This window comes from Paraburkholderia sp. UYCP14C (genome assembly GCF_004197395.1).
Taxonomy (GTDB): Bacteria; Pseudomonadota; Gammaproteobacteria; order Burkholderiales; family Burkholderiaceae; genus Paraburkholderia.
The window spans coordinates 22,508-45,548 of the sequence record NZ_SELS01000012.1 but is presented as its reverse complement, the minus strand read 5'-3'; the positions used below and the strand labels follow the sequence as shown (position 1 = coordinate 45,548).

Annotated in this window: 19 protein-coding genes and 1 pseudogene; 10 read left to right on the top strand and 10 right to left on the bottom strand. The window is 63.7% G+C overall.

All coding sequences use genetic code 11. The features are described 5' to 3' along the window. Positions 1-172: 172 nt before the first annotated feature. Positions 173-1,318 carry a citrate synthase family protein gene (locus tag EVC45_RS13530; RefSeq protein WP_248295115.1) on the bottom strand — a complete coding sequence of 382 codons (1,146 nt, stop codon included), beginning with the start codon at positions 1,316-1,318 and terminating at the stop codon, positions 173-175. A gap of 149 nt (positions 1,319-1,467) precedes the next feature. Between EVC45_RS13530 and EVC45_RS13525 the strand changes: the two genes are divergently transcribed. Continuing rightward, positions 1,468-2,823 carry an MFS transporter gene (locus EVC45_RS13525; RefSeq protein ID WP_129958484.1) on the top strand — a complete coding sequence of 452 codons (1,356 nt, stop codon included), beginning with the start codon at positions 1,468-1,470 and terminating at the stop codon, positions 2,821-2,823. A 90-nt stretch (positions 2,824-2,913) separates the two neighbouring features. Next, positions 2,914-3,927: a 2-hydroxyacid dehydrogenase gene (locus tag EVC45_RS13520; RefSeq protein WP_129958483.1), complete on the top strand. Its 1,014-nt coding sequence runs from the start codon at positions 2,914-2,916 to the stop codon at positions 3,925-3,927. Here EVC45_RS13520 and EVC45_RS13515 read toward each other — a convergent pair. The 6 genes from EVC45_RS13515 to EVC45_RS13490 form a co-directional block, all read right to left on the bottom strand. Next, positions 3,902-5,146: a D-amino acid dehydrogenase gene (locus EVC45_RS13515; RefSeq protein WP_129958482.1), complete on the bottom strand. Its 1,245-nt coding sequence runs from the start codon at positions 5,144-5,146 to the stop codon at positions 3,902-3,904. The two genes, EVC45_RS13520 and EVC45_RS13515, sit on opposite strands and share 26 nt — an antisense overlap. Positions 5,147-5,233: 87 nt before the next feature. Next, positions 5,234-6,079: a DUF1989 domain-containing protein gene (locus tag EVC45_RS13510; protein WP_129958481.1), complete on the bottom strand. Its 846-nt coding sequence runs from the start codon at positions 6,077-6,079 to the stop codon at positions 5,234-5,236. A 169-nt stretch (positions 6,080-6,248) separates the two neighbouring features. Further along, entirely contained in the window at positions 6,249-6,980 is a 732-nt protein-coding gene (locus tag EVC45_RS13505; RefSeq protein WP_129958480.1) for an ABC transporter ATP-binding protein, read from the bottom strand. Next, entirely contained in the window at positions 6,968-8,776 is a 1,809-nt protein-coding gene (locus tag EVC45_RS13500) for an ATP-binding cassette domain-containing protein (RefSeq protein WP_129958479.1), read from the bottom strand. The genes EVC45_RS13505 and EVC45_RS13500 overlap by 13 nt, the downstream gene beginning before the upstream one ends. Positions 8,777-8,780: 4 nt before the next feature. Further along, complete coding sequence (locus EVC45_RS13495) at positions 8,781-9,680, bottom strand: branched-chain amino acid ABC transporter permease (protein WP_129958478.1); 900 nt, start codon at positions 9,678-9,680, stop codon at positions 8,781-8,783. A gap of 25 nt (positions 9,681-9,705) precedes the next feature. Further along, a complete protein-coding gene (locus EVC45_RS13490) occupies positions 9,706-10,908 on the bottom strand; it encodes a branched-chain amino acid ABC transporter substrate-binding protein (protein WP_129958477.1) in 1,203 nt (400 codons plus the stop codon). 314 nt (positions 10,909-11,222) lie between these two features. Between EVC45_RS13490 and EVC45_RS13485 the strand changes: the two genes are divergently transcribed. The 4 genes from EVC45_RS13485 to pntB all read left to right on the top strand — a co-directional run bounded on the left by EVC45_RS13485 (position 11,223) and on the right by pntB (position 15,858). Next, positions 11,223-11,999 carry an aspartate/glutamate racemase family protein gene (locus EVC45_RS13485; RefSeq protein ID WP_129958476.1) on the top strand — a complete coding sequence of 259 codons (777 nt, stop codon included), beginning with the start codon at positions 11,223-11,225 and terminating at the stop codon, positions 11,997-11,999. A 590-nt stretch (positions 12,000-12,589) separates the two neighbouring features. Next, positions 12,590-12,727, top strand: coding sequence for a hypothetical protein (locus EVC45_RS45605; protein ID WP_168991470.1), 138 nt, complete (start codon positions 12,590-12,592; stop codon positions 12,725-12,727). 106 nt (positions 12,728-12,833) lie between these two features. After that, positions 12,834-14,432 (top strand): Re/Si-specific NAD(P)(+) transhydrogenase subunit alpha, encoded by a 1,599-nt coding sequence (locus EVC45_RS13475; RefSeq protein WP_129958475.1) that lies wholly within the window; start codon positions 12,834-12,836, stop codon positions 14,430-14,432. A gap of 13 nt (positions 14,433-14,445) precedes the next feature. Continuing rightward, positions 14,446-15,858, top strand: a complete 1,413-nt coding sequence (gene pntB, locus EVC45_RS13470; protein WP_129958474.1) for a Re/Si-specific NAD(P)(+) transhydrogenase subunit beta — start codon at positions 14,446-14,448, stop codon at positions 15,856-15,858. An 18-nt stretch (positions 15,859-15,876) separates the two neighbouring features. On the opposite strand, the gene EVC45_RS13465 is transcribed toward pntB, so the two are convergent. The 3 genes and pseudogenes from EVC45_RS13465 to EVC45_RS13455 form a co-directional block, all read right to left on the bottom strand. Continuing rightward, positions 15,877-16,548, bottom strand: a complete 672-nt coding sequence (locus tag EVC45_RS13465) for a Rieske 2Fe-2S domain-containing protein (protein ID WP_168991469.1) — start codon at positions 16,546-16,548, stop codon at positions 15,877-15,879. Positions 16,549-16,870: 322 nt separating this feature from the next. Beyond that, positions 16,871-17,294, bottom strand: a pseudogene (locus EVC45_RS13460) (molybdopterin-binding protein). 211 nt (positions 17,295-17,505) lie between these two features. Next, on the bottom strand, positions 17,506-18,309 hold the full coding sequence (locus tag EVC45_RS13455) for a PAS domain-containing transcriptional regulator (RefSeq protein WP_129958472.1): 804 nt from the start codon (positions 18,307-18,309) through the stop codon (positions 17,506-17,508). 215 nt (positions 18,310-18,524) lie between these two features. Here EVC45_RS13455 and EVC45_RS13450 point away from each other — a divergent pair, with 215 nt between their 5' ends. The 4 genes from EVC45_RS13450 to EVC45_RS13435 are packed head-to-tail and all read left to right on the top strand — an operon-like array spanning position 18,525 to position 23,038. Further along, on the top strand, positions 18,525-19,403 hold the full coding sequence (locus EVC45_RS13450; protein ID WP_129958471.1) for a xanthine dehydrogenase family protein subunit M: 879 nt from the start codon (positions 18,525-18,527) through the stop codon (positions 19,401-19,403). Positions 19,404-19,418: 15 nt separating this feature from the next. Beyond that, positions 19,419-19,949, top strand: coding sequence for a (2Fe-2S)-binding protein (locus EVC45_RS13445; protein ID WP_129958470.1), 531 nt, complete (start codon positions 19,419-19,421; stop codon positions 19,947-19,949). 17 nt (positions 19,950-19,966) lie between these two features. Further along, positions 19,967-22,381 (top strand): aerobic carbon-monoxide dehydrogenase large subunit, encoded by a 2,415-nt coding sequence (locus EVC45_RS13440; RefSeq protein ID WP_129958469.1) that lies wholly within the window; start codon positions 19,967-19,969, stop codon positions 22,379-22,381. Between the two features lie 33 nt (positions 22,382-22,414). Next, complete coding sequence (locus EVC45_RS13435; RefSeq protein WP_129958468.1) at positions 22,415-23,038, top strand: SRPBCC family protein; 624 nt, start codon at positions 22,415-22,417, stop codon at positions 23,036-23,038. Positions 23,039-23,041 lie beyond the last annotated feature (3 nt).

Sequence of the window (23,041 nt, the reverse complement as noted above, 5' to 3'; positions counted from 1 at the left end):
CTGTTATCTCCAGGGTAACGATGACTGAGGCTGAACGGCAAAACGGCCAGGTCCGCAGAGGGGCGGACCTCGATGGAATGGTGTTTCGCAAGCGCAGTTCAGCCGACCGGACTCTGAACTTGGGGTTTTCACTAGCAAGCAGATCAGGAAACGCGGCCTGATGCTGTTGCCTTCAGTCGACCGCAGCCGGCCCGACATAATGCGCCCTCGGCCGCAACAGAGATCCTTGGGTGATCTGCTCGATCGAATGAGCCATCCAGCCGACGCTGCGCGCGATGGAAAACAGCGCGAACGCTGCTCCCTCATGGAGACCGCAATGCTCGACGAGCGCGGCGAGTGCGATGTCGATAGCGGGCAACTTGCCGGTCAGACGTTCGACACGGTCGATCAGATCGCGCGCCGCGTCGGGCGCCTGGAAGGAGGCCAGCAGGTCGGCGGCGCGCGGATCGCCTTGCGGATACAGCTCGTGACCGAAACCGGGCAACGGCTCGCCCGCCGCGATCAGCTTTCGCACGACTGTCTCGGTTCCCGAGCGCTTCGCGTCGTCCATGAACTGAAGAACGCGCACGATGGCATTGCCATGCAGCGGACCGGAGAACGCGGCGAGCCCCGCGACCATGCACGCACCGAGCGACGCCCCGGTCGATGCGGCCACGCGGGCCGCGAATGACGAGCTCGTCAGCTCCTGATCGGCCAGCAGCACCAGCACGCGCCGAAGGAGATCCGCATGATGCTCGACGCCCCACGCATTCGCGATCCGCAGATGCAACGGGCCGTCATCCGCCCGCAGTTCGACGAAATTGCTGGCGACGCGGCCCACCAGCGCGGCGGCTTGATCGACGCTGTGCGCGAAGTCGCGAGCCGATTCCGCTCGATCGTACGCCGCGTCGCGAGCCAGGGCGGCGTAGACGCGTGCGCTGATCGGGCCTTCGAACGGGACCGGCTCGAACGACGGAAAGTGCGGCGGCTCGGTCATGTTCCAAAGCAGGCGCGCGGCCTCTTCCAGCGTCGACGACGCCGCCAGTTGCACCGCATCGCGGCCGCGATAGTAAAGCCTGCCGCGCACGATCGTGGAGATGCTCGTGTCGATGATCGGCTCGCCCCACGACATCGTGCTCGCCGCGATGTTTTTGCGCGCTCGCCCGAGGCTGCGCTTCTTCACGAGTGCCGCGATATCCGTCGAGCGATAGAGGTTGCGGTTGGCATTGTCCGGGTCGCCCTGGACCTCGATCCGACCGCGGCTGACATAGGCATAGAGCGTCTGCTTGCGCACGCCCAGGGCGTTGCAGGCTTCTTCCTGCGTCATCCAGTTTTTCACGTTGATTGACTCAATCAAGATTGACGGTCTTACGCGGCATCGGTTTAATCCGGAACACACCCCCCAAAAAAAGTCCGGCCGACAGGTCGAAAGGCTTTCGCACCGCGCGCCGTCGCGAACCGTTCAGGGGCATGAAAGAGGAGATATCAGTGGCTACAGAACGCACGACCCAGTATATAGCGGACACCGCTGCCCGCACGACCCGCACGCGTTACTCGATCCTTGCGATGATCCTGCTGCTCGCGACGGTCGCCTATGCGGACCGCGCGATCCTGTCGATTGCCGGTCCCGGCATATCGAAGGAGTTCGGCCTGAATCACGTGCAACTGGGTTACGTGCTGTCAGCCTTCAGCTGGGCCTATGTCGTCGGCCAGATACCCGGCGGCCTGTTGCTCGATCGCGTCGGCACGAAGACGATGTATGGCGCGACGCTGATTCTGTGGTCGATCGCGACCATGCTGGTCGGGTTCATCGGCAACTTCACGTCGGATCTGTCGATTGCGCTGGGATTGCTGTTCGCACTGCGCTTCGCACTCGGACTGATCGAGGCGCCGAGCTTTCCCGCCAACGGCCGCGTCGCGGTGATGTGGTTTCCCAAGCAAGAGCGGGGATTGGCCACTTCGCTGTTCGCATCGGCTTCGTATTTCGCCGTCGCGATCTTCTCGCCGTTCGCCGGCTGGCTCACGTCGCGCTTCGGCTGGCCCGCTCCGTTCATCGCGCTGGGCTTGATCGGTCTCGCGACGGCAGCCGTGTGGGCCTTCGTCATGTATGAGCCGCGCAACCATCCGCGCGTCTCCAGCGCCGAGCTCGATCACATCATCGCGGGCGGTGCGATGGTCGATATCGATTCGAAGCACGAGCTGCAGTCGCGCCCGGCGATCTCGCGCGACGTGGTGCGCATGCTGCTCGCCAATCGCATGTTGTGGTGCTCGTATATCGGACAGTACTGCACCATCGCGCTCAGTTATTTCTTCATCACCTGGTTTCCGATCTACCTCGTGCAGGCGCGCGGCATGAACGTGATGGAGGCGGGCTTCGCGACGATGGTTCCGGCCATTGCGGGGTTCGTCGGCGGCATCGCGGGCGGCACGATTTCCGACTCGCTGATCCGTCGCGGGTGGAGCGTGTCGTGGGCCCGCAAAACGCCGTATGTCGTCGGCATGGCGCTGGGGTGCAGCCTCGTTCTGTCGGCCGTCACTGAAAGCAATACCGTGATCGTTCTGCTGATGACCTTGGCCTTCTTCGGCAAGGGTGCGGCGGCAGGCGCGGGCACCTGGGCCGTCGTCAGCGATACCGCTCCGCGCGAGGCGGTCGGTCTCGCGGGCGCGATCTTCAATTGCATCGGCAACATCGGCGGCATCGTGACGCCGATCGCCTTTGGCTATATCGTGCAGGCGACGGGCGGCTATACGGTCGGACTGTATTTCGTCGCCGCGCACTGTCTCGTTGCGGCCGTCGTCTATCTGTTCTTCATGGGCAAGATCGAACGCGTGAAGATGAGTTGAATCGTCTTCGCTTTGCTCTGCTCTGCGTCAGTTGCACAACACACCGGGCGCGCCGATGGCGCGTCGAATCATCACTTTCGAATTTGAATCATGACCAAGCCGATCATCCTCAATGCGGCAGAATTGCCCGAGTGGACCCATGCAGAACTGAGAGCGCTTTTCACGGTGCTCGATCTGCCCAGGGATCCCGCCGCCGCGCATGCGTTTCTCAATGCGCACGGCAGCAAGGTGCGAGGAATTGCCCTGCGTAAAACGATAATCGACGCGGCGGTACTCGATGCGCTTCCCGCTCTGGAAATCATCTCGAGCTATAGCGCGGGACTCGACAATGTGGACATCGGGGCGGTCCGCGCGCGTGGCGTCGTGATCGAGAATACCTCGCACATTCTTGCGCAAGACGTTGCCAATGCGGCCGTCGGCCTGGCGCTGGCGGTCACGCGCGACTTCGTGAACGCCGATGCCTTTGTTCGCTCAGGTCAATGGCCCGTGCACGGCCACTATCCGCTCGGGCGCTCGATCTCGCGCATGAAAGTCGGCATCGTCGGGCTCGGCACCATCGGGTCGGCTATCGCAACGCGCCTGCAGGCCTTCGGTTCGACGCTCGCCTATTTCGGCCCCAGCCGCAAGGCCGTCGACATTCCGTACTACGACGACGTGCGCGAACTCGCGCGCGATAGCGACATGCTGATCCTCACGTGTCCGCTTTCGCCCGCGACGCATCATCTCGTCGATGCTGCCGTCATCGACGCGCTGGGGCCCAACGGTTTCGTCGTGAATGTCGCGCGCGGTCCCGTGGTCGATGAAAGCGCGCTGATCGCGGCGCTTGCGGCGGACAAGCTCGCGGGCGCCGCGCTCGATGTCTTCGAGCATGAACCTGCCGTTCCCGAGGCGCTCATTCGCGATCGCAGGGTGGTGCTGACGCCTCATATCGGTTCGGGAACCGAGGAAACGCGCCACGCGATGGCGGAACATGTCGTCGATGCGCTGGCGAGGCATTTCGGCATCGCGAGCCCGCGCGACAGGGTGGTCAATGACGCGGAGCCTGAGTACGATGCTTTGGCTGCAAGACGCGTCGCGGTCAGTCGCAAAGCAGGCCGTCCATAGGAATCGCCGGGGTTCGTCCCGCGATCAGGTCGGCCGTGATTCGAGCCGATCCGTGCGACATGGTCCAGCCGATATGACCGTGACCGGTATTCAGATAAAGATTGCGGTACTTCTTGCGCCCGAAAATCGGTAGGTTCGTCGGCGTCATCGGTCTGAGACCGGCCCACATTTCGGCGCGATCGTAGTTGGCGCCGGCCGGGTAGAGTTCCTGCGTCACGCTCTTCATAAACGCGAAATCAGAAGGCTGATGGCTCGTGTCGTAGCCGGCAAACTCGGCCGTCGCGGTGACCCGGAGCCGGTCGCCGAAGCGCGAGATCGCGACCAGGTTGTGCTCGTCGACCGCTGCAACGGCAGGGGGCAACGGCCGGCCATCGATCGGAATCGTCAGCGAGTATCCCTTGATCGGATAGATCGGCAGATCGATACCGATCCGTCGGGAAAGAATCGGACTATAGGGGCCAAGGGCGAGCACATACGCGTCGCCTTTTACAAGGCCTCGACTCGTTCTGATGCCCACCACGTCCTGCCCGGCGGTTTCGAAGCCGTCGATGGTGGTGTCCGTCAGAAGCGTACCGCCACGCGTGACAATCTTTTCAGCAAGGGCGCGGGTGAACTTCGCAGGGTCTCCGGTCTCATCGGTCGGGCAGTGTATGGCACCGGCGATCCTGTCTCTTGCCGAAGCCAGCGACGGGTCGAGTGCGACGACCTGATCGCGGCTGAGAACCCGGATGACCTGCCCATCGGATTCCAGCAGTTTCATGTGTTCGACGCCGCGGTCCTGCGCTTCCTGAGTCCGATGCAGATACAGAATGCCGTGGTCATTCCGGTCGTATGCAATGTCGTCCTCTGCGATCACCTCGTGCAGCACGCGTTGCGAGTATGCGGCCAGCCGATGCTTGAGCAGGGTATTGCGGCGGGCCTTCTCTGATGTGCATTCCATCAGGAACCGCCACGACCAGCTGTAAAGCCTGGGATCTGCCGAGAACTTGAAGCGCAACGCCTGATCTTTCAGCACCAGCGATTTGAGCAGAATCATCGGCGCTTTGGGCGAGGACCAGACAAAGGAATGCCCGGGCGCAATCATGCCCGCGTTACCCCAACTGGTTTCCGCTGCAACCAAAGGTTGCCGCTCGACGATCACGACCTCGTGACCGTCCTTCTGCAACTGGTACGCGGTCGTTACACCGACTACCCCGCCACCGAGCACGATAACTTTCATGATGTCCTCAGAGACGAGGAGGCCGGCGGCCATTCACGGTAGCGCGGTCCCCCATGCGGAGTTTCATCAAGGCGGGCTGCGGCAGTCTCACTTCCATTGCGGCTGATTCAGCACCATGCCGTGCTGTCCCTTGTAGGCAGCCACAGCCGGCGGCGTCCAGCCGTCCAGCATGTGCGGCGCGAGTTGCCAGACCTCGATGCCGAGCGGCCGGCACACTTCCAGCGGATCGCGCGCGTCAGGTCCCCACATCGGCACCGACAGATCGCCGCCCGGACAGGTCGACAGTGCGCACAGCAAATCGATCTCCGCGAAGAATTCGAGGTAATCGCCTTTCTTTGCCGGACACGCCTTCATGAAGTATTTGTCTTCGAGATTCAGGCCGGTGCACTGGAACACGTTGAGCACGTCGTGGACATCGAACTCGGTCAATCCATACGGGGCGATGGCGCGCGTCAGGTTGGAGTGGCAGTGGAAATGAAAATCCTCGCCGGTCAGCATGCGGTTCACGTAGGGGTCGCAGCGCGTGCCGAGCAGATCGTGGACACGGCCGCCGTGCTCGTCGACGCCGTAGCCTGCGAGACTGTCATCGGTGATGGTCACCATCGGACGCAGGAATGGCAGCGTCGACCATAGACGGTCGAACGTGCTCACGTGCGCCTGCTGCAACTGGCGCGTGCGCGATGCCCACATGCGCTCGCGGGGGTTGTGCCGGTTCCACATGTTCAGGTCGGCAACCTGCGGGCCTTCGATCGTGACGATGCGAAACACGTGGCCGGCCGGCACGGTCCACGCCTGCCCCGAGCGGATCGGCACGACGATCGATTCGACCAGCGTGCGGGTGTCGTGCTGTGACGCGATGCGTTGATAGAACGCCTTGTCGACGTCGAGCGCCGAGCCTTTGGTGGACTGATAGGCAGCAGGGTAATTCAGCATGATGCGTTCTCCCTTGAACTCAGGTCTGCGTCGTGCCGCGATTGGGCGGCGTCCTCATCGCCCCGGGGCGACGCAGCACTTCGATGATCTTTTCCCAACCGATCTCTGACAGGTTGACGTCCGTCACGTCGGACCCGTTTCAGCCAAGCTCGATCGCTCGGTTGGCGCGTTACTCTGCCGCGATGGCACTGCCGCCCAGATAGGCAGCGCGGACCCGGCTATCCTGAGCCAGCTCGCGGGCGGACCCCGCGAGCGCAATGTGCCCGCTTTCCAGCACGTAAGCCCGATGAGCGATTCGCAGCGCCTGACGGGCGTTCTGCTCGACGAGGAGAATCGAGGTGCCTTCGCGGCAGATGTCGGCGATCATGCCGAAGATCGCGCGGACCAGCTTCGGCGCGAGTCCCATCGACGGTTCGTCCAGCACCACGATACGCGGGCGCAGCATCAGGGCTCGGGCGATCGCTAGCATCTGCTGTTCGCCGCCGCTGAGCGTGCCCGCCAACTGGCTGCGTCGCTCGCCGAGCCGGGGGAAAGTCGCATAGAGCTGATCTCTTCGCTGTTGCAATGCCGCACTGTCGCGCCGGATCAGATAGCCGCCGAGATGCAGATTTTCCTCCACCGTCAGCGCCCCGAAAATGCGCCGCCCCTCGGGCACATGACCCAGACCCAGCGCCACGATCTGGTGGGCGCGCAGTCCCATCAGGCGTTGGCCATCCATCGCAATGTCGCCCGCGCGCGGCCGGATCAAGCCGGAAATCGCCCGCAGTGTGGTCGTTTTTCCCGCGCCGTTGCTGCCGAGCAAGGCGACGATCTCGCCCTGTGCGACGTCCAGCGAAATGCCGTGCAGCACTTCGACGGTCCCATAGCTCACACGCAGATCGCGGATTTCTAGGAGTCCCACAGCGATTTCTCCCCGGCAGTATCGTCGCTCGCCTCGTCTTTTTCGGCGGTGCCGAGATAGGCATCGATCACCCGCGGATCCACCTGGATCGCGGCGGGCTGGCCCTCGGCGATGATGACGCCGTGATCCATCACGATGATCCGGTCCGACACGCCCATCACCAGCATCATGTCGTGCTCGATCAGCAGCACCGTCACGCCATGATCGCGGATCCGCCGGATCAGTTCCATCAGCGCGCGTTTCTCGGTCGGGTTCATGCCCGCGGCCGGCTCATCGAGCAACAGCAGGCGAGGGCTGCTGGCGAGCGCACGGGCGATCTCCAGTCTGCGTTGATCGCCGTAGGGCAGATCGGCGGCGCGCTCGCCGGCCCTGCCGGCAAGACCGACGAAGGCGAGCCAGCGCAGGCCCTCGGTGGAATGGTCCGCCGCCTCGGAGCGCGCGGACGGCAACGCCAGAAGCTCGGCTGCGAGCGAGGTCCGAAGCCGATGATCCATGCCGGTCAGGACGTTTTCGAAGGCCGTCATGTGGCCGAACAGGCGGATGCCCTGGAAGGTGCGCGCCATGCCTTGATGGACGATGCGATGAGGCGCGCCGCCGGCAAGCCGTTCCCCGCACCAGACGATCTGGCCGCCGGTCGGACGGATCACGCCGGTCAGGCAGTTGAACACGGTTGTCTTGCCGGCGCCGTTCGGACCGATCAGGCTCACGATCTCGCCGCTGCGCACCGTGAAGCTGACACCGCCGACCGCCAGCACGCCACCGAAGCGGCGCTGCATGTCGCGCACTTCCAGCAGGGTCTCATCGGTGACGGCGTGGCTGGGCACCGGAGCCCGGTCGGCGTCAGCGCCCTTGCGCGGCGGCGCGACGCGGCGCAACGGCGCGGGCCACAGCCCTTGCGGCCTTAGCAGCATCAGGATCACGAGCCCGATCGCGAAAGCGAAGATGCGCCAGAGGTTGAGAAAGCGCAGCAGTTCGGGCAGGCCGGCGACGATGACGGCGTCGAGGATCACACCGGGAATACTGCCCCGGCCGCCGAGCACGACGACGATCAGAATCGTGACGGACTGCAGATAGGTGAAGCCGGTCGGATCGATGGTGCCGAAGCGGGCCGCGAACAGGCTGCCGCCCAGCCCGCCGATCAGCGCGCCCATCACATAGGCGAGCAGCTTGACGCGCAGCGTCGGCACGCCGACGGCCTCGGCAGCGGCCTCGTCCTCGCGGATGCTGGTCCACGCGCGGCCCAGCCGCGACTGGCCGAGCCGGATCGCGAACACGAGCACCAGCACGAGGAACGCCATGCCCAGTTCGTAGAGCGCCAGCGGGGAACTGATCTCGAAGCCGAACAGGCTCGGGCTCGCGATGCCGAAGATGCCGTTCGGGCCGCCCGTGATGTCGAGATTGGTGGCGACAATACGCGTGATTTCGCCGAACCCCAGCGTGACGATCGCCAGATAGTCGCTGCGCAGGCGCAGGGTGGGGTAGCCGATGACGATGCCCGATACGCCGGCGAACGCCAGACTGAACGGCAGCGTTTCCCAGAACGAGAAGTGCAGCAGGGTTTCCAGCAACGCCGTCGTGTACGCGCCGATCGCGAAGAAGGCCGCGTAGCCCAGATCGAGCAGTCCGGCATAACCGACCACGATGTTCAGCCCGAGACCTAGGATCGAATAGGTGACGATGGTCAGGCCGACATCGACGATATAGTTGCCGGCGACAGCGGGCAGCGCCACGGCGGCGGCCAGCAGCGCGCCGCCGACAGGCCTGGCCCAACGCGCGGAAGCCTGGCTGGCGCTCATGGACTTACATTCTCTCGACAACGCGCTCGCCGAACAGCCCGGTCGGCTTGATCACGAGCACGGCGATCAGCACGCCGAAGACGAACACGTCGGTCCATTGCGACGAGACATAGCCGGCGCCGAAGGCTTCGAGCAGGCCAATCAGGATGCCGCCCGCCATCGCTCCCGGGACGTTGCCGATGCCGCCGAGCACGGCGGCGGTGAACGCGCGCAGGCCGAGCACGAAGCCCATGAAGAAATTGATCTGCGTGTAGTAAAGCCCCTCCATGACCCCCGCCACGGCGGCCAGCACCGAACCGAGCAGGAAGGTGAGCTGGATCAGGCGTTCGACGTCGATGCCCATCAGACGCGCGGCGTCCTGATCGATGGCCAGAGCGCGCATCGCGGTGCCGAGGAAAGTGTGATGAACGAAGAAATACAGTGCCAGCATCAGCGCCAGGCTTGCCACGATGATGCCGATCTGCGCGAAGGTGATTTGCACGCCGTGGAGTTCGAACCCCGCCTGACTCAGCACGTGCGGATAGGTGCGAAAGCCTGCACCGTAGATCAGCAGCACCCCGTTTTGCAGCGCCAGCGAGACGCCCAGCGCCGTGATCAGAATCGACAGCCGCGGCGCGCGCAGCAACGGCTGATACGCGAGCCGCTCGATCAGCAGGCCGAGCGCGCCTGTGACCGTCATGGCGGCCACCAGCGCGATCAGCAGTGCCAGGGCGAGGGGCAGATGCGCGGACGCGAGCACCATCAGACCGGTCCAGCCGATGAACGCGCCGACCATGAACAGATCGCCATGAGCGAAGTTGATCAGCCGGATGATTCCGTAGACCATCGTGTAGCCGAGGGCGACGAGCGCGTAAAACGAGCCGGTCGTCAGCCCTTCGACGACGAACTGGAAGAAGTCGCTCATGACGGCGTGGGGCGCGCGATAGCGCCTACTTCATCGCCGCCCAATGTCCGCTCGCATCCTGACTCTGGTAGGGCTCGAAGTTGTCGTTGTGCACGATGATCGTGATGTACACGGCTTTGCTGCGGTCCCCCTTCGGAGTGAAGGCAATGGTTCCGGTCGCGCCCGGGTAGTTCGAGATCTTGTGCAGAGCAGCCGAGATCGCGGCAGGCTGGGTCGATTTTGCGTCCGCGATGGCCTTCGCCGTGACCCCGACGGCATCGTATTCATAGACCGAGTACGGTCCAGGCGCTTGCCCGTAAGCTTTCGTATAGTCATCGACGTACGCGTGCGCGCCGCTCAGGAACTGCGCGAGCGGTGCCGTCGTGATGATCATGCCGTCGGCGGCGGGACCGGCCGTCTTCATCAGGGTGGGGTCGTTGGTGGCGTCGCCGCCCATCAAGGTCATTTTCAGACCCAGTTGCCGCGCCTCTTTCACCAGCAGGCCGGCTTCGGAGAAATAGCCTGTGTAGTAGATCACGTCAGGCTTCAGTGAGGAGACCCGGGTGAGCGTCGGTGAATAGTCCATCTGTCCGGGCGTGATTGAATTGGCGTACACGACATCGACACCGTCCTTCTTCAGCGCTTGCACGGTGTTCTGGGCGAGGCCTTTGGAATAGGTCGTGTTGTCGTCGATCACCGCCACGTGTTTCGCGTGCAGCACGTCTTTCATGAAGCTTGCAGCGAAGGGGCCCTGCTGATCGTCACGGCCGATCGTGCGGAACACGTTGTCGTATCCCATCTCGGTCAGTTGCGGATTCGTCGACGCATCCAGCACGTAGGGAATCCCGGCGCGATGGAAGGTCGTCGATTCCGGCAGCGCCGCGCTGGAGCAATAGCCGCCCGCTACCGCGACGACGCCCGCATCGACGAGTTTCTGTGCCGCCTGCACCGCGGTCTGCGCATCGCAGGCGTCGTCCTCGGGCACCAGTTCGATCTGCTTGCCGAGCACGCCGCCGGCCGCGTTGATTCTGGCGGCGGCGAGCTTCGCGCCATTGACGATATCGGTACCGGCATTGGCACTGCTGCCCGACAGCGGGACGGGCACGCCGATCTTGATGGTGTTGCTCTGGCTCAGCGCCGAACCGGGAGCCATCCCGACGAGCAGCATTACGGCGGCCGCGAGGCCCGCAAAAATCGTTTGCCGCGAGTCCTGCTCTGCACCGGACCGGCCAATCTTCTGAGCAAACATGTTAGCGACTCCTTATTGTGAGAGGGATTGGACGATCCGCCACACGGGTAGTCCGGCGACATCGGAAACCGGGCGGAAATGGGGCGATTGCGTGTGATTCATATCCACCAGGTCAACAGCTTGACTGCTGGTTTCACCGGAGCGCTGACACCAAAGCGCGCTTCTTTCATGATAGGAGCCGGTGTGCGTTGGGACGGTATAGGGTATTTGCGTATAAACGATTACACAAAGGCGTCGGCAATCCTCTACCTTTAAGGAGGCAGTGACGGCGGAGACTCGCGAACCCGAACGCGACATCACAGGACGACTTCGAAATGAGTGAGATTGCACGGCACGACGACGTGTACACGAGGCTCGATTTCACGCTGGACGACGGCATCTGCCGGCGCGCCGCGATCGGGCTTGTGGTGCTCGCCACCGATCATACGATTGAGCATGAGTGGCGCGGCTTGCTGACGCAGGACGGCGTGGCGTTCTACGAAAGTCGTGTGTATAACTCGGCGGACATCACGCCTGAGCGGTTAGCGGAAATGGAAGACCGTATTGCACCGGCGGTCGCGCTGATCCGTCCGGCCGAGCGTATCGATGTGGTGGCGTTCGGCTGCACGTCCGCGTCGATGGTGATTGGGGAGGAAAAGGTGTTCGCGCGGATTCGCGAAGCGCGTGCGGATGCCGCGTGCACTACGCCGATCACCGCGGCGTTGGCGGCGCTTCGCGCACTGGGAGTTCAACGTACGGCCCTGCTTACGCCGTATGTGCGTTCGATCAATGATTACATGCGCGACTATATCGAGTCGCGTGGTCACCGCATTACGCGCATGGCGTCGTTCGAGCATGCAAACGATAACGAAGTGGCGCGGATCGACGCGGCGTCGTTGAGAAATGGTGTTGAGAGACTTGCGCGCAATCGCGACGTGGACGCGATTTTCGTGTCGTGCACGAGCTTGCGCATCGCGGGGTTGATTCCGGAGCTGGAAGCGGCGATTCACAAGCCGGTGATATCGAGCAACTATGCGATGGCGTGGCACGCGTTGCGGCTCGCCGGCGTGGGAGATTGCGAGCCTCATCGTGGGCGGCTGTTTGAGCTGTGACGAGAAGAGTCGCGCCAGTTCGCAGTAACGCGTCGGCCGTACCGGGACAAAACAGTTAGCAATGCCATGCTAATTTCGGCTGATGATCTGGGCATCACGGCGTTTCGTCAGCGGGAGGTTCAGACGTGGGCGCCTTCATGGCCACCACAGGCATTCGCCGCGCTCGATCGCGCTCATAAAGGCGAATGGCCTGCGGACAACTGCGCAATGCGATGGCGGCAGCCTCGATGAAAGCCCATCAGAGATACCTGTTGCAGTTCATTGCGTTGCCTTCGAAGCGTGCAGAAAACACGTACCGCCACTCGGTTTGCTGCATTGCAAACGTCTGGTAAAGCGAATTCTTGTGTCTGCGGCACAACGCATTCCTTGTGCGGGTTTGTACTAGGTAATCCCCCGTACACCAAAGCTGACAAGGCGTTTGCCGATCCCCTTGCGAGACATGAAGCGGTTTGCGCGAACAAACGATTGACATACGTCAACTCGATCTTACAATGGACCGTTGCTGCATTGCACCACCGAATCTGGTCTGTGTCTTATTGTCCGTGAGCGGCTCTCGTGGACATCCGGGCACTCCTTTCATGGAGCCACTGATGAGCAGTCTTACGACGGAGCAACCTGTCGCCTCGCAGCAAGCCGGCGTCGTCGCATCGACGCTGAATCAGGCGGTAGCTCGTGCGCTGAAGCGCTTGCATTCCGTCGCTGATCGATTCGACGACCTCGCAGTATAAGCAGTACTTCCCATATCGACATTGTTCGCTCCGTGCTCCTTAGTGCGACAAAACCTGAAGCGCGAGCCCGAGCTCCTTGCGACGGCCACTACCATCAATAGACAATATGACATTACTGATTGGCATTCCTCTGGAGACAACCACCGCGGAGCGGCGTGTAGCATCCGTGCCCGAGGTGGTCGAGAAACTGATCAAGCTGGGGTTCGCGGTTGCCGTGCAAAGCGGCGCAGGCGTAGGTGCGAACTTTGGCGACGATGATTACCGTGCTGCGGGTGCCGAGGTCGTGGCAACGGCCGCCGAACTCTGGGCCCGCAGCGACATCGTTTTCAAGGTGCGCCCCCCGGGCAGCGAAGAAGTAGCCCTGATGCGCGAGGGCGGCACGCTGATCGGCTTCGTGTGGCCGGCCCAAAACCCTGAATTGATGCAGCAGCTGGCCGGGAAGCACGCCACCGTGCTGGCGATCGATTCGCTGCCGCGCACGCTGTCGCGCGCGCAGAAGATGGACGCGCTCACCTCGATGGCCAGCATCAGCGGCTATCGCGCGGTGATCGAGGCAGCCCATGCGTTCGGCCGCTTCCTGAACGGTCAGGTCACCGCCGCCGGCAAGATCCCGCCGGCCAAGGTGTTCATCGCAGGCGCCGGCGTCGCGGGCCTGGCTGCAATCGGGACCGCGGCCAGCCTCGGCGCGATCGTGCGCGCCAACGACACGCGCGCCGAGGTGGCCGATCAGGTCAAGTCGCTGGGTGGCGAATTCGTCAAGGTCGACTACGAAGAGGAAGGCTCGGGCGGCGGCGGCTACGCGAAGGTGATGAGCGAGGGCTTCCAGCAGGCGCAGCGCGCGATGTATGCGCAGCAGGCCAAAGACGCGGACATCATCATCACGACCGCGCTGATTCCTGGCAAGCCGGCGCCGAAACTCATCACGGCTGAGATGGTGCAGTCGATGAAGCCGGGCAGCGTGATCGTGGACATGGCTGCGGAGCAGGGCGGCAACTGCGAACTGACCGTGCCCGGCGAGGCGGTGGTGCGCCACGGCGTGACCATCGTCGGCTATACGGATCTCGCGTCGCGTCTGGCGCGGCAGTCGTCCACGCTGTATGGCAACAACCTGCTGCGCGTAGTCGAGGAACTGTGCAAGACCAAAGACGGCACGATCAACGTCGACTTCGACGACGACGCCATTCGTGGCCTCACCGTCATCAAGGAAGGCAACATTACCTGGCCGCCGCCGCCGATCAAGCAGCCGGCCGCCGCACCCAAGCAGCAGACGCCGCCGCCTGCGGCGACGGTTGCCAAGCCGAAAGGCCATGGCCACGGCGCTGGCGAGCCGATGTCGGCCAAGGCGCTTGCCACCGTTTTTGGCCTCGGCGCACTGGTTTTCCTGCTGGTTGGCCAGTTTGCGCCGGCCGCTTTCCTCTCGCACTTCACGGTGTTCGTGCTGGCCTGCTTCGTCGGCTACATGGTGGTCTGGAACGTCACGCCGTCGCTGCACACGCCGCTGATGAGCGTGACCAACGCGATCTCGTCGATCATCGCGATCGGCGCGCTGGTGCAGGTTGCGCCGCCACTGGACGGGGCCGCTGTGGGCGACCGGCCATCGGGGCTGATCCTTGGTCTGGCCGTAGGCGCGTTGGCGCTCACGGCCGTCAACATGTTCGGTGGCTTCGCGGTGACGCGGCGCATGCTGGCGATGTTCCGCAAATAAGGAAACGACGACAATGACTTCCAACCTGACAACCGTTTCCTATATCGGCGCGGCCATCCTGTTCATCCTCAGCCTCGGCGGGCTGGCCAATCCCGAGACCGCGCGCCGCGGCAACCTGCTCGGCATGATCGGCATGGTGATCGCCGTGCTGGCCACCGTGCTCGGTCCGCGCGTGTCGGCGGCGGGCATTCCGTATGTCGTCGCTGCGCTGGTCGTCGGCGGCGCCGTGGGCCTGTTCGCCGCGAAGAAAGTGCAGATGACGCAGATGCCCGAACTGGTCGCGCTGATGCACAGCCTGGTCGGTCTTGCGGCCTGCCTCGTCGGCTTTGCCAGCTACATCGACACCTCCGTGCAGTTCACCGGCGCCGAGAAGTCCATCCATGAAGTGGAGATCTACGTCGGCATCCTGATCGGCGCGGTGACCTTCGCGGGTTCGATCATCGCCTTCTGCAAACTGTCGGGCAAGATCGGCGGCAAGCCGTTGCTGCTGCCGGCCCGGCACTGGCTCAACCTGGCCGCGCTGCTGGTGGTGATCGTGTTCGGCCGCGCGTTCCTGCAGGCCGAGACGGTTCAGGACGGCATGACGCCGCTCATCGTGATGACGGTCGTCTCGCTGCTGTTCGGCGTGCACATGGTGATGGCAATCGGCGGTGCCGACATGCCTGTGGTCGTGTCGATGCTCAACAGCTACTCGGGCTGGGCGGCGGCGGCGACCGGCTTCATGCTCAGCAACGACCTGCTGATCGTGATCGGCGCGCTGGTGGGCTCGTCGGGCGCGATTCTGTCCTACATCATGTGCCGTGCGATGAACCGCAACTTCATCAGCGTGATCGCCGGCGGCTTCGGTAGCGGTGCACCCGCGGCCGCGGGCGCGGGCGGCGGCGCGCAACCGGCCGGCGAGGTGGTGGCGGTGAGCTCCGCCGAAACCGCCGAACTGCTGCGCGACGCGAAGAGCGTGATCATCGTACCCGGCTATGGCATGGCCGTAGCGCAGGCCCAGCACACGGTGTTCGAACTCACCAGCCTGCTGCGAGAGAAGGGCGTCGACGTGCGCTTCGCGATCCACCCGGTGGCTGGCCGGATGCCGGGCCACATGAACGTGCTGCTGGCCGAAGCGAAGGTGCCCTACAACATCGTGATGGAGATGGATGAGATCAACGCCGACTTCTCCGAGGCGGACGTCTCGATGGTGATCGGCGCGAACGACATCGTGAACCCGGCGGCGCAGGAGGACCCGGCGAGCCCGATCGCCGGCATGCCGGTGCTGGAGGTCTGGAAGGCCAAAACCTCGATCGTGATGAAACGCAGCATGGCCTCGGGCTACGCCGGCGTCGACAACCCGCTCTTCTACAAGGACAACAATCGCATGCTGTTCGGCGATGCGAAGTCGATGTTGGGCGAGATTTTCGGCGCGCTGAAAGCCTGAACGCGGTGATGCGGGACTCTAGTCGTCACGACGCGCCGAAAGTGAGCGCCTGCGGTTCGCCAGGAATCGGCTCCATTCGAACACCCGGCGCCACAGGAAGCCCTCCGGCGCGCGATGTTGCATCGACTTCGGAAAGTTGCTCACTGTGCTGACGTACTCTGCACGCAACCCATTCGGACGTCGCTCGACCGAGTACCGTGGAACGACGGGATCGCTGCGATCTGCGAAGCTGTCGTGATGGATCCACGCGAAATGCGCAACGTCGATGAACCCTTCCGTCTGTCGCCCAGCTGAAGCGTGAATGTCGATCGAAGGCGGGAGGATTTGCCGATAGCCGTTCGTATTCCACGCCGGGAATTCGGGCAACGGTAATTCCCCGCCGCCGAGCGACACCCACACGAGCCCATACGCTTCCCGCACCGCGCAGGTGGCCAGGCACAGTCGGTCGGGAATTGGACCCTCGGGCTGAGACGGAATGTGGACACATCTCCCGCCCGCCGCATACTCGAGACCGTGATAGGGGCAAACGAGATTGCCGTTGTCGACCCAGCCCTGGCTTAGTGGCGCACCGCGATGCGGGCATACGTCACGCGCTGCCACGATCTGGTCTCCTGAACGAAACAGGGCGAGCCGTTCATCGAGCAGCGTGACTGCTAGCGGCTTCTCGCGCACGTCGCCGGCGAAGGCCACTGGATGCCAGTAACGGCTAAGTATCTCCCAGTCGCGGGAGTCGAAGGTGCAGTTGCGGGGTGGGCGAGCCTGAATGGGCCAGCGTGATCACTTGGGATTGAGTCATTCGCGTCTCCGGAATCGTGTGAGTTCATTACGGCGATATCGATGATTGACTCGATCTCGCCCCGTGTGAACAACGATATCCAGATGCGCGCGCTCATCCCATCCCTACCTGGCCATGTAGTCCATGCAACCGTTCGACATGAACTCGCGGTTGGGGCAGGTCACCGGACATATCCATGACCGGACGCCGCACCAGCAGGTGTGCTACGGATGAAGATCAGTCGACGCCGATAATGACGCTTGACGCCTTGAAGATTGCTGTTGCTGGCGTGCCGTTCGATAGCCAGAGGCGGTTGGCGCTTTCATTGGTGATGATCGCCGCGATCGGTTCGCCGCTATCAGAGGCCACGATGATTTCGCTGTTGACGGCGCCCTTGGTGACAGCAGTGACCTTACCGCCGACGCGGTTGCGGGCCGAAACCTGGGTGTTTTCGTCGCCGGTCATGACGATGACCGACGACGCTTTGACGAGCGAAAGCCGTCATGCCCACCGCAAGGCCCAATGAGGACGCACTACCATGCGTAATCACCGCAACGACCTCGAGTCCGCCTGCAGTACGCAGGGTGATTTCGTCGTTGACCGCCCCATTCGTGACTTGTGTGACCTGACCGGTGAAATGGTTGCGCGCGCTTGTTCGCATGATGGTCTCCAGGCTATACCCCGTTATCAGATCGATATGGGCTCTGTCGAAAACGAGAGAACGGCGTACCTTCCGCGGACTTACTTCCCCAGCTCAAGAACGTAGGGATTTGCGCGGTATGCAAGGCACCATATAGCGGCACAGTCGGCTATCGCGGGGTTAGTCATCCGACACAGCGGTGAGCGTTTTTCGCTGAAAAGGCCGGCTGCCTTTAAACCACCCCGAGCCATTCTTTCAGCTGTGCCGCCCGTGACCGGCTCACCGGGACGATGCTGCGCTCGCCGTCGTCCATCACGAGGTTCACGCTGTCGTCCGCTTTGACGAGCTCGATCGCACACCGCAGGCTCACGATGTGGCTGCGATGCACGCGCAGGAAGACGCTGCTGTCGAGGCGCAGTTCGAGGTCCGCGAGCGAGAGGTTCGACAGGTAGCGATCGTCCTTCGTGACGATCGTCGTGTAGTGACCGTCGCCCTGGAAGCGCACGATATCCTTCAGGTCGATCAGGATCACGCGGTTCTTTCTGTACACGGGGATCTTGAAGAGCTGTCGCGGCGGCGTGGGCGTGCCGGCCAGCGATTCGGACGAAGGCTCGGTCGTGAGGTCGGTCAGGTCGTAAAAGATCATACAAGTGCCGCACGTGCCGTTCATGTCCGACATGCTCGATACCTTGAGCATCAGGATCCGGTCGGGAATGTTGATCATCATCGCAACCGGCGGCGGCGACTTTACCGGGCAGCCGCCGGCGTCCCGAGACTGCAGCAGGAAGCGCAGCTTGTCGCGGCTCTTCGCCGGGTGCAGCTGTACGACGTCGATGCCGAACAGCTTGTCCTGCGCGACGCCGAGCGATTGCTCGCCGGCAGGCCCGAGTATCTGCAATGCGACGTCGTTGAACGCGCTGACGCGTCCCTGTGCGTCCAGCCACACCACGCCGGGATTGAACTGTTCCAGCCGGTGCTGGAAGGTCTCGGCGCGGCGTGCGTCGATGGGCGGCATAGCGTGCTCGGACGGTTTCATCCAGGGTTCTCCCCGATATTTCCCCGACAGGCTGACGGCTTGTGCGCGGCCTTCGCAGCGCCGGGGCGGTGCCTCTGTTTTATGTCCTTTCCCCTTTTCACGCAAGTTTTCCGACAGCCGGCGCAGCTACGCCGCCGTTCGCGAAATCCCGTTGAATTGCTGCATTGCATTGTGAAATCCTGACCCTCAAGACGATGCCTCATAGGGAGACTCTCGTGATTCCGCGACCGTTCGAATACCACGCGCCACGCACGCTGCCGGAAGCGCTCGCGCTGCTCGGCGAGCACGGCGACACGGCGAAGCTGCTCGCGGGCGGCCACAGCCTACTGCCGATGATGAAGCTGCGTTTCGCCCAGCCCGATCATCTGATCGACCTTGGCGGGCTGGCTGAACTCAAGGGTATCCGGGAGGAAAACGGCGTGCTCTGGATCGGCGCGATGACGACCGAAAACGAGCTCATCTGGTCCACGCTGCTGCAGACGCGCTGCCCGCTGCTTGTCGAAGGCGCGCGGCAGATCGCCGATCCGCAGGTCCGGTACCGTGGCACGCTCGGCGGAGATCTTTCGCACGGCGATCCCGGCAACGACCATCCGGCACTGATGATCGCGCTCGACGCCGCGTTCGTGCTGCAAGGGCCGGCCGGCGAGCGCACGGTGGCGGCCGACGGCTTTTTCGTCGGCACTTACGCGACGCTGCTCGGTCCCGACGAAATCATGACCGGGATCCGCATTCCGGTGCCGGCACCCGGCACCGGCCATTGCTACGCGAAGCTCAAGCGCAAGACCGGCGACTTCGCGACGGCGGCGGCGGCCGTCACGTTGCGCCTTGCGGGAAGCATCGTCGAGCACGTGCGGATTGCTCTGACGAACCTGGGCGACACCGTGATTCGGGCCGTGGATGCGGAGCACGCGCTGAGCGGCAAGCCGTTCGACGCGAGCGCGCTCGATGAAGCGGCGCGGCGGGCGATGGCGGCATGCAATCCGCTGCCGGATCTGCGCGGCGATGCCGACTACAAGCGCGCGATGGCGGGCGAGATGACCCGCAGGGCGCTTGAAACAGCGCACCAACGGGCCACGAATCCGGCACGCTGCTGAGAGGGAGAACGCGAGATGTCCAGCAAAACAATGGTGTCGTTCATGCTCAACGGCAGCGAAGTGGATGTCGTCGTCGAGCCGCGCGAGTTGCTGATTCATACGCTGCGCGAGAGATGCCAGCACACGGGGCCGCATATCGGTTGCGAGACGTCGCATTGCGGCGCCTGCACGGTCGATTTCAACGGCATGTCGGTGAAGTCGTGCACGCTGCTGACCGTGCAGGCGCAGGGCGCGGAGGTCCGCACGGTCGAGGGGCTCGCCGAAGGCGGCACGCTGCACGCGCTGCAGGAGGGCTTCATGCAGGAGCATGGCCTGCAGTGTGGCTTCTGCACGCCGGGCATGCTGATGCGCGCGTACCGTCTGCTCCAGGAGAATCCCGCCCCCACCGAGGCGGAGATCCGCTACTGGATGGCGGGGAACCTGTGCCGCTGCACGGGTTATCAGAACATCGTGAAGGCCGTCGAATACGCCGCGCGCAAGCTGCGCGGCGAAGCGGCCGAAACGTCGCATCCGCTCATCGAGGCGGACGCGGCCAATGCGCACTGAGCGCCGGGAGCTACGCCATGGGCAATCTCGACGCCAATCTCGAACGTCTCGCCGCACTCGAAGGCATGGGCTGCTCGCGCAAGCGCCGCGAGGATCCGCGCTTCATCCAGGGCAAGGGCACCTACGTCGACGACATCAAGATGCCGGGCATGCTGTTCGGCGTGATGGTGCGCAGCCCTTACGCGCACGCGCGCGTCAAGCGCATCGACAAGTCCCGCGCGCTCGCGCATCCCGGCGTGCATGCCGTGCTCACTGCGGACGATCTGAAGCCGCTCAAGCTGCACTGGATGCCGACGCTCGCGGGCGACGTGCAGGCCGTGCTCGCAGACGAGAAAGTCTGCTTCCAGAACCAGGAAGTCGCGTTCGTGGTGGCCGACGACCGCTACGTCGCCGCGGATGCGGCCGAGCTCGTCGAAGTCGAATACGAGGAGCTGCCGGCTCTGATCGATCCGCTCAAGGCGCTCGAAAGCGACGCGCCCGTGATCCGCGAGGACATCCGCGACAAGGACACCGGCGCGCACGGAGCGCGCAGGCATCCTAACCATATCTTCACATGGACGATGGGTGACCGGGACAAAACCGACCGCATGTTCGAGAACGCTGAGGTGACCGTGAAGCAGGACATCCTGTATCCGCGCGTTCATCCGTGCCCGCTCGAAACCTGCGGCTGCGTCGCGTCGTTCGACAAGGTGCGCGGCGATCTCACGGTCTATATCACGTCACAGGCGCCCCATGTCGTGCGTACCGTGGTCGGGCTCCTGTCTTCGATTCCGGAGTCGAACATCCGCATCATCTCGCCCGACATCGGCGGCGGATTCGGCAACAAGGTGGGCGTGTATCCGGGCTACGTGACGTCGATCGTGGCGTCCATCGTACTCGGGCGTCCGGTCAAGTGGATCGAGTCGCGCAACGAGAACCTGTCCAGCACTGCGTTCGCGCGCGACTATCACATGACGGGCGAACTCGCCGCTGACAAGGACGGGCGCATCAAGGCGCTGCGTGTGCATGTCGTCGCCGACCATGGCGCGTTCGACGCATGCGCCGATCCGACCAAATGGCCCGCCGGCATGTTCCATGTCTGCACCGGTTCATATGCGATCTCGAACGCGTTCGTCTCGGTCGATGGCGTGTACACGAACAAGTTTCCGGGCGGTGTCGCCTACCGTTGCTCGTTCCGCGTGACCGAGGCCGTGTACCTGATCGAGCGGATGGTCGATGTGCTCGCGCAGAAGCTCGGCATGGACAAGGCCGAGATCCGCCTGCGCAACTTCATTCGCAAGGACCAGTTTCCGTACGCGACGCCGCTGGGCCTCGAATACGATTCGGGCGACTATGAGACCGCGCTGAAGAAAGTGCTGGCTGCCGTGGATTACGACGCGCTGCGCGCGGAGCAGGCGCAGCGCCGCGCCGACCCGAACGCGGAGTGGCTCATGGGCATCGGCGTCGTGAACTTCACGGAGATCGTGGGGGCCGGGCCATCGAAAATGTGCGACATCCTCGGCGTCGGCATGTTCGATTCGTGCGAGATCCGAGTGCATCCGGACGGCTCCGCCATCGCGCGCATGGGCACGATCACGCAGGGGCAAGGGCACCAGACCACCTACGCACAGATCATTGCTTCGGAGGCCGGCATTCCGGCGTCGAAGATCACGGTAGAGGAGGGCGACACGGCCACGGCGCCATACGGGCTCGGCACCTATGGCTCGCGTTCCACGCCGGTGGCGGGCGCGGCCGTTGCGCGCGCCTCGCGCAAGATCCGTGAAAAAGCACGCCGGATCGCCGCGCATCTGCTCGAAGCAAGCCCGGACGACGTGGAATTCGATCTGGACCGCTTCGTGCTGAAGGGCTCGCCCGATCAGTTCAAGACCGTGAAGGAAGTGGCATGGGCCGCCTATAACAACGTGCCGGAGGGGCTGGAAATGGGCCTCGAAGCCGTCGACTACTACGACCCGCCCAATTTCACGTTCCCGTTCGGTGCATACGTGTGCGTGCTCGACATCAACCGCTATACCGGCGAGATTCGCGTGCGCCGTTTCTACGCACTCGACGATTGCGGCACGCGGATCAACCCGATGATCATCGAAGGGCAGATTCATGGCGGCCTGACCGAGGGGTTCGCCGTGGCGCTCGGCCAGGAGATGCCCTACGACGAATCGGGCAACCTGCTGGGTGCGACGCTGCTCGATTACTTCGTGCCAACGGCGGTAGAGACGCCGCATTGGGAAACCGACTTCACGGTGACGCCGTCGCCGCATCATCCTATCGGCGCGAAGGGCGTGGCCGAATCGCCGCACGTCGGTTCGATTCCGTGCTTCACGTCGGCCGTGGTCGATGCGTTCGCGCACCTCGGCGTCACGCACATGAACATGCCGCACAACGCGTACCGCGTCTGGCAGCAATGCCGTGAGCTCGGTCTGACGCGTTCCGCCTGAGGCGTGGCGGGCCGTGAAAGAGGGGAGGCAGGAATGAAGGTCGTACTCGACAAGGCGTTTCCGCTCGCCGCGAGCACGGATAGCGCGTGGCTCTTGATGCAGGACATCGAGGCAGTGGCAGGCTGCATGCCCGGTGCGAAGATTACCGAGCGCGTGGACGACACGCACTACAAAGGCACGATCACGGTGCGGCTTGGTCCCGCGACGATGTCTTTCAAGGGCGACATCGAAGTGCTTGCGCTCGATACCGCAGCACGCAGTCTGCATCTGCTCGGCAAGGGCACGGACTCGACTGGCAGCTCGGCGGCCACGATGGATCTCACGGCCAGCGTGCAACCGACGGGCGCGACCTGCACCCTCGCCGGCAAGAGCGAAGTGACGATGAGCGGCAAGGCCGCAGCGATCGGCTCGCGGCTCATGGTGCCGGTGTCGGAGCAACTGCTCAAGCAGTTCGTCGCGAACTTCGCTGCGCGGCTCGCTGCCATGGAGGCCCCGCAGGCCGAGCCGGTCAACACCGCGCCAGATCATGCCGTGGACGCTCGCGCGACGACGGCGCCGCCCGCGCAACCGGCGGAGCTGAACGGGCTCGCGTTCCTGTGGGCCATAGTCCGCGACTGGCTGCGCGAGCACTTCTCGCGCAAAGCGCAAGGCCGCTGAGGC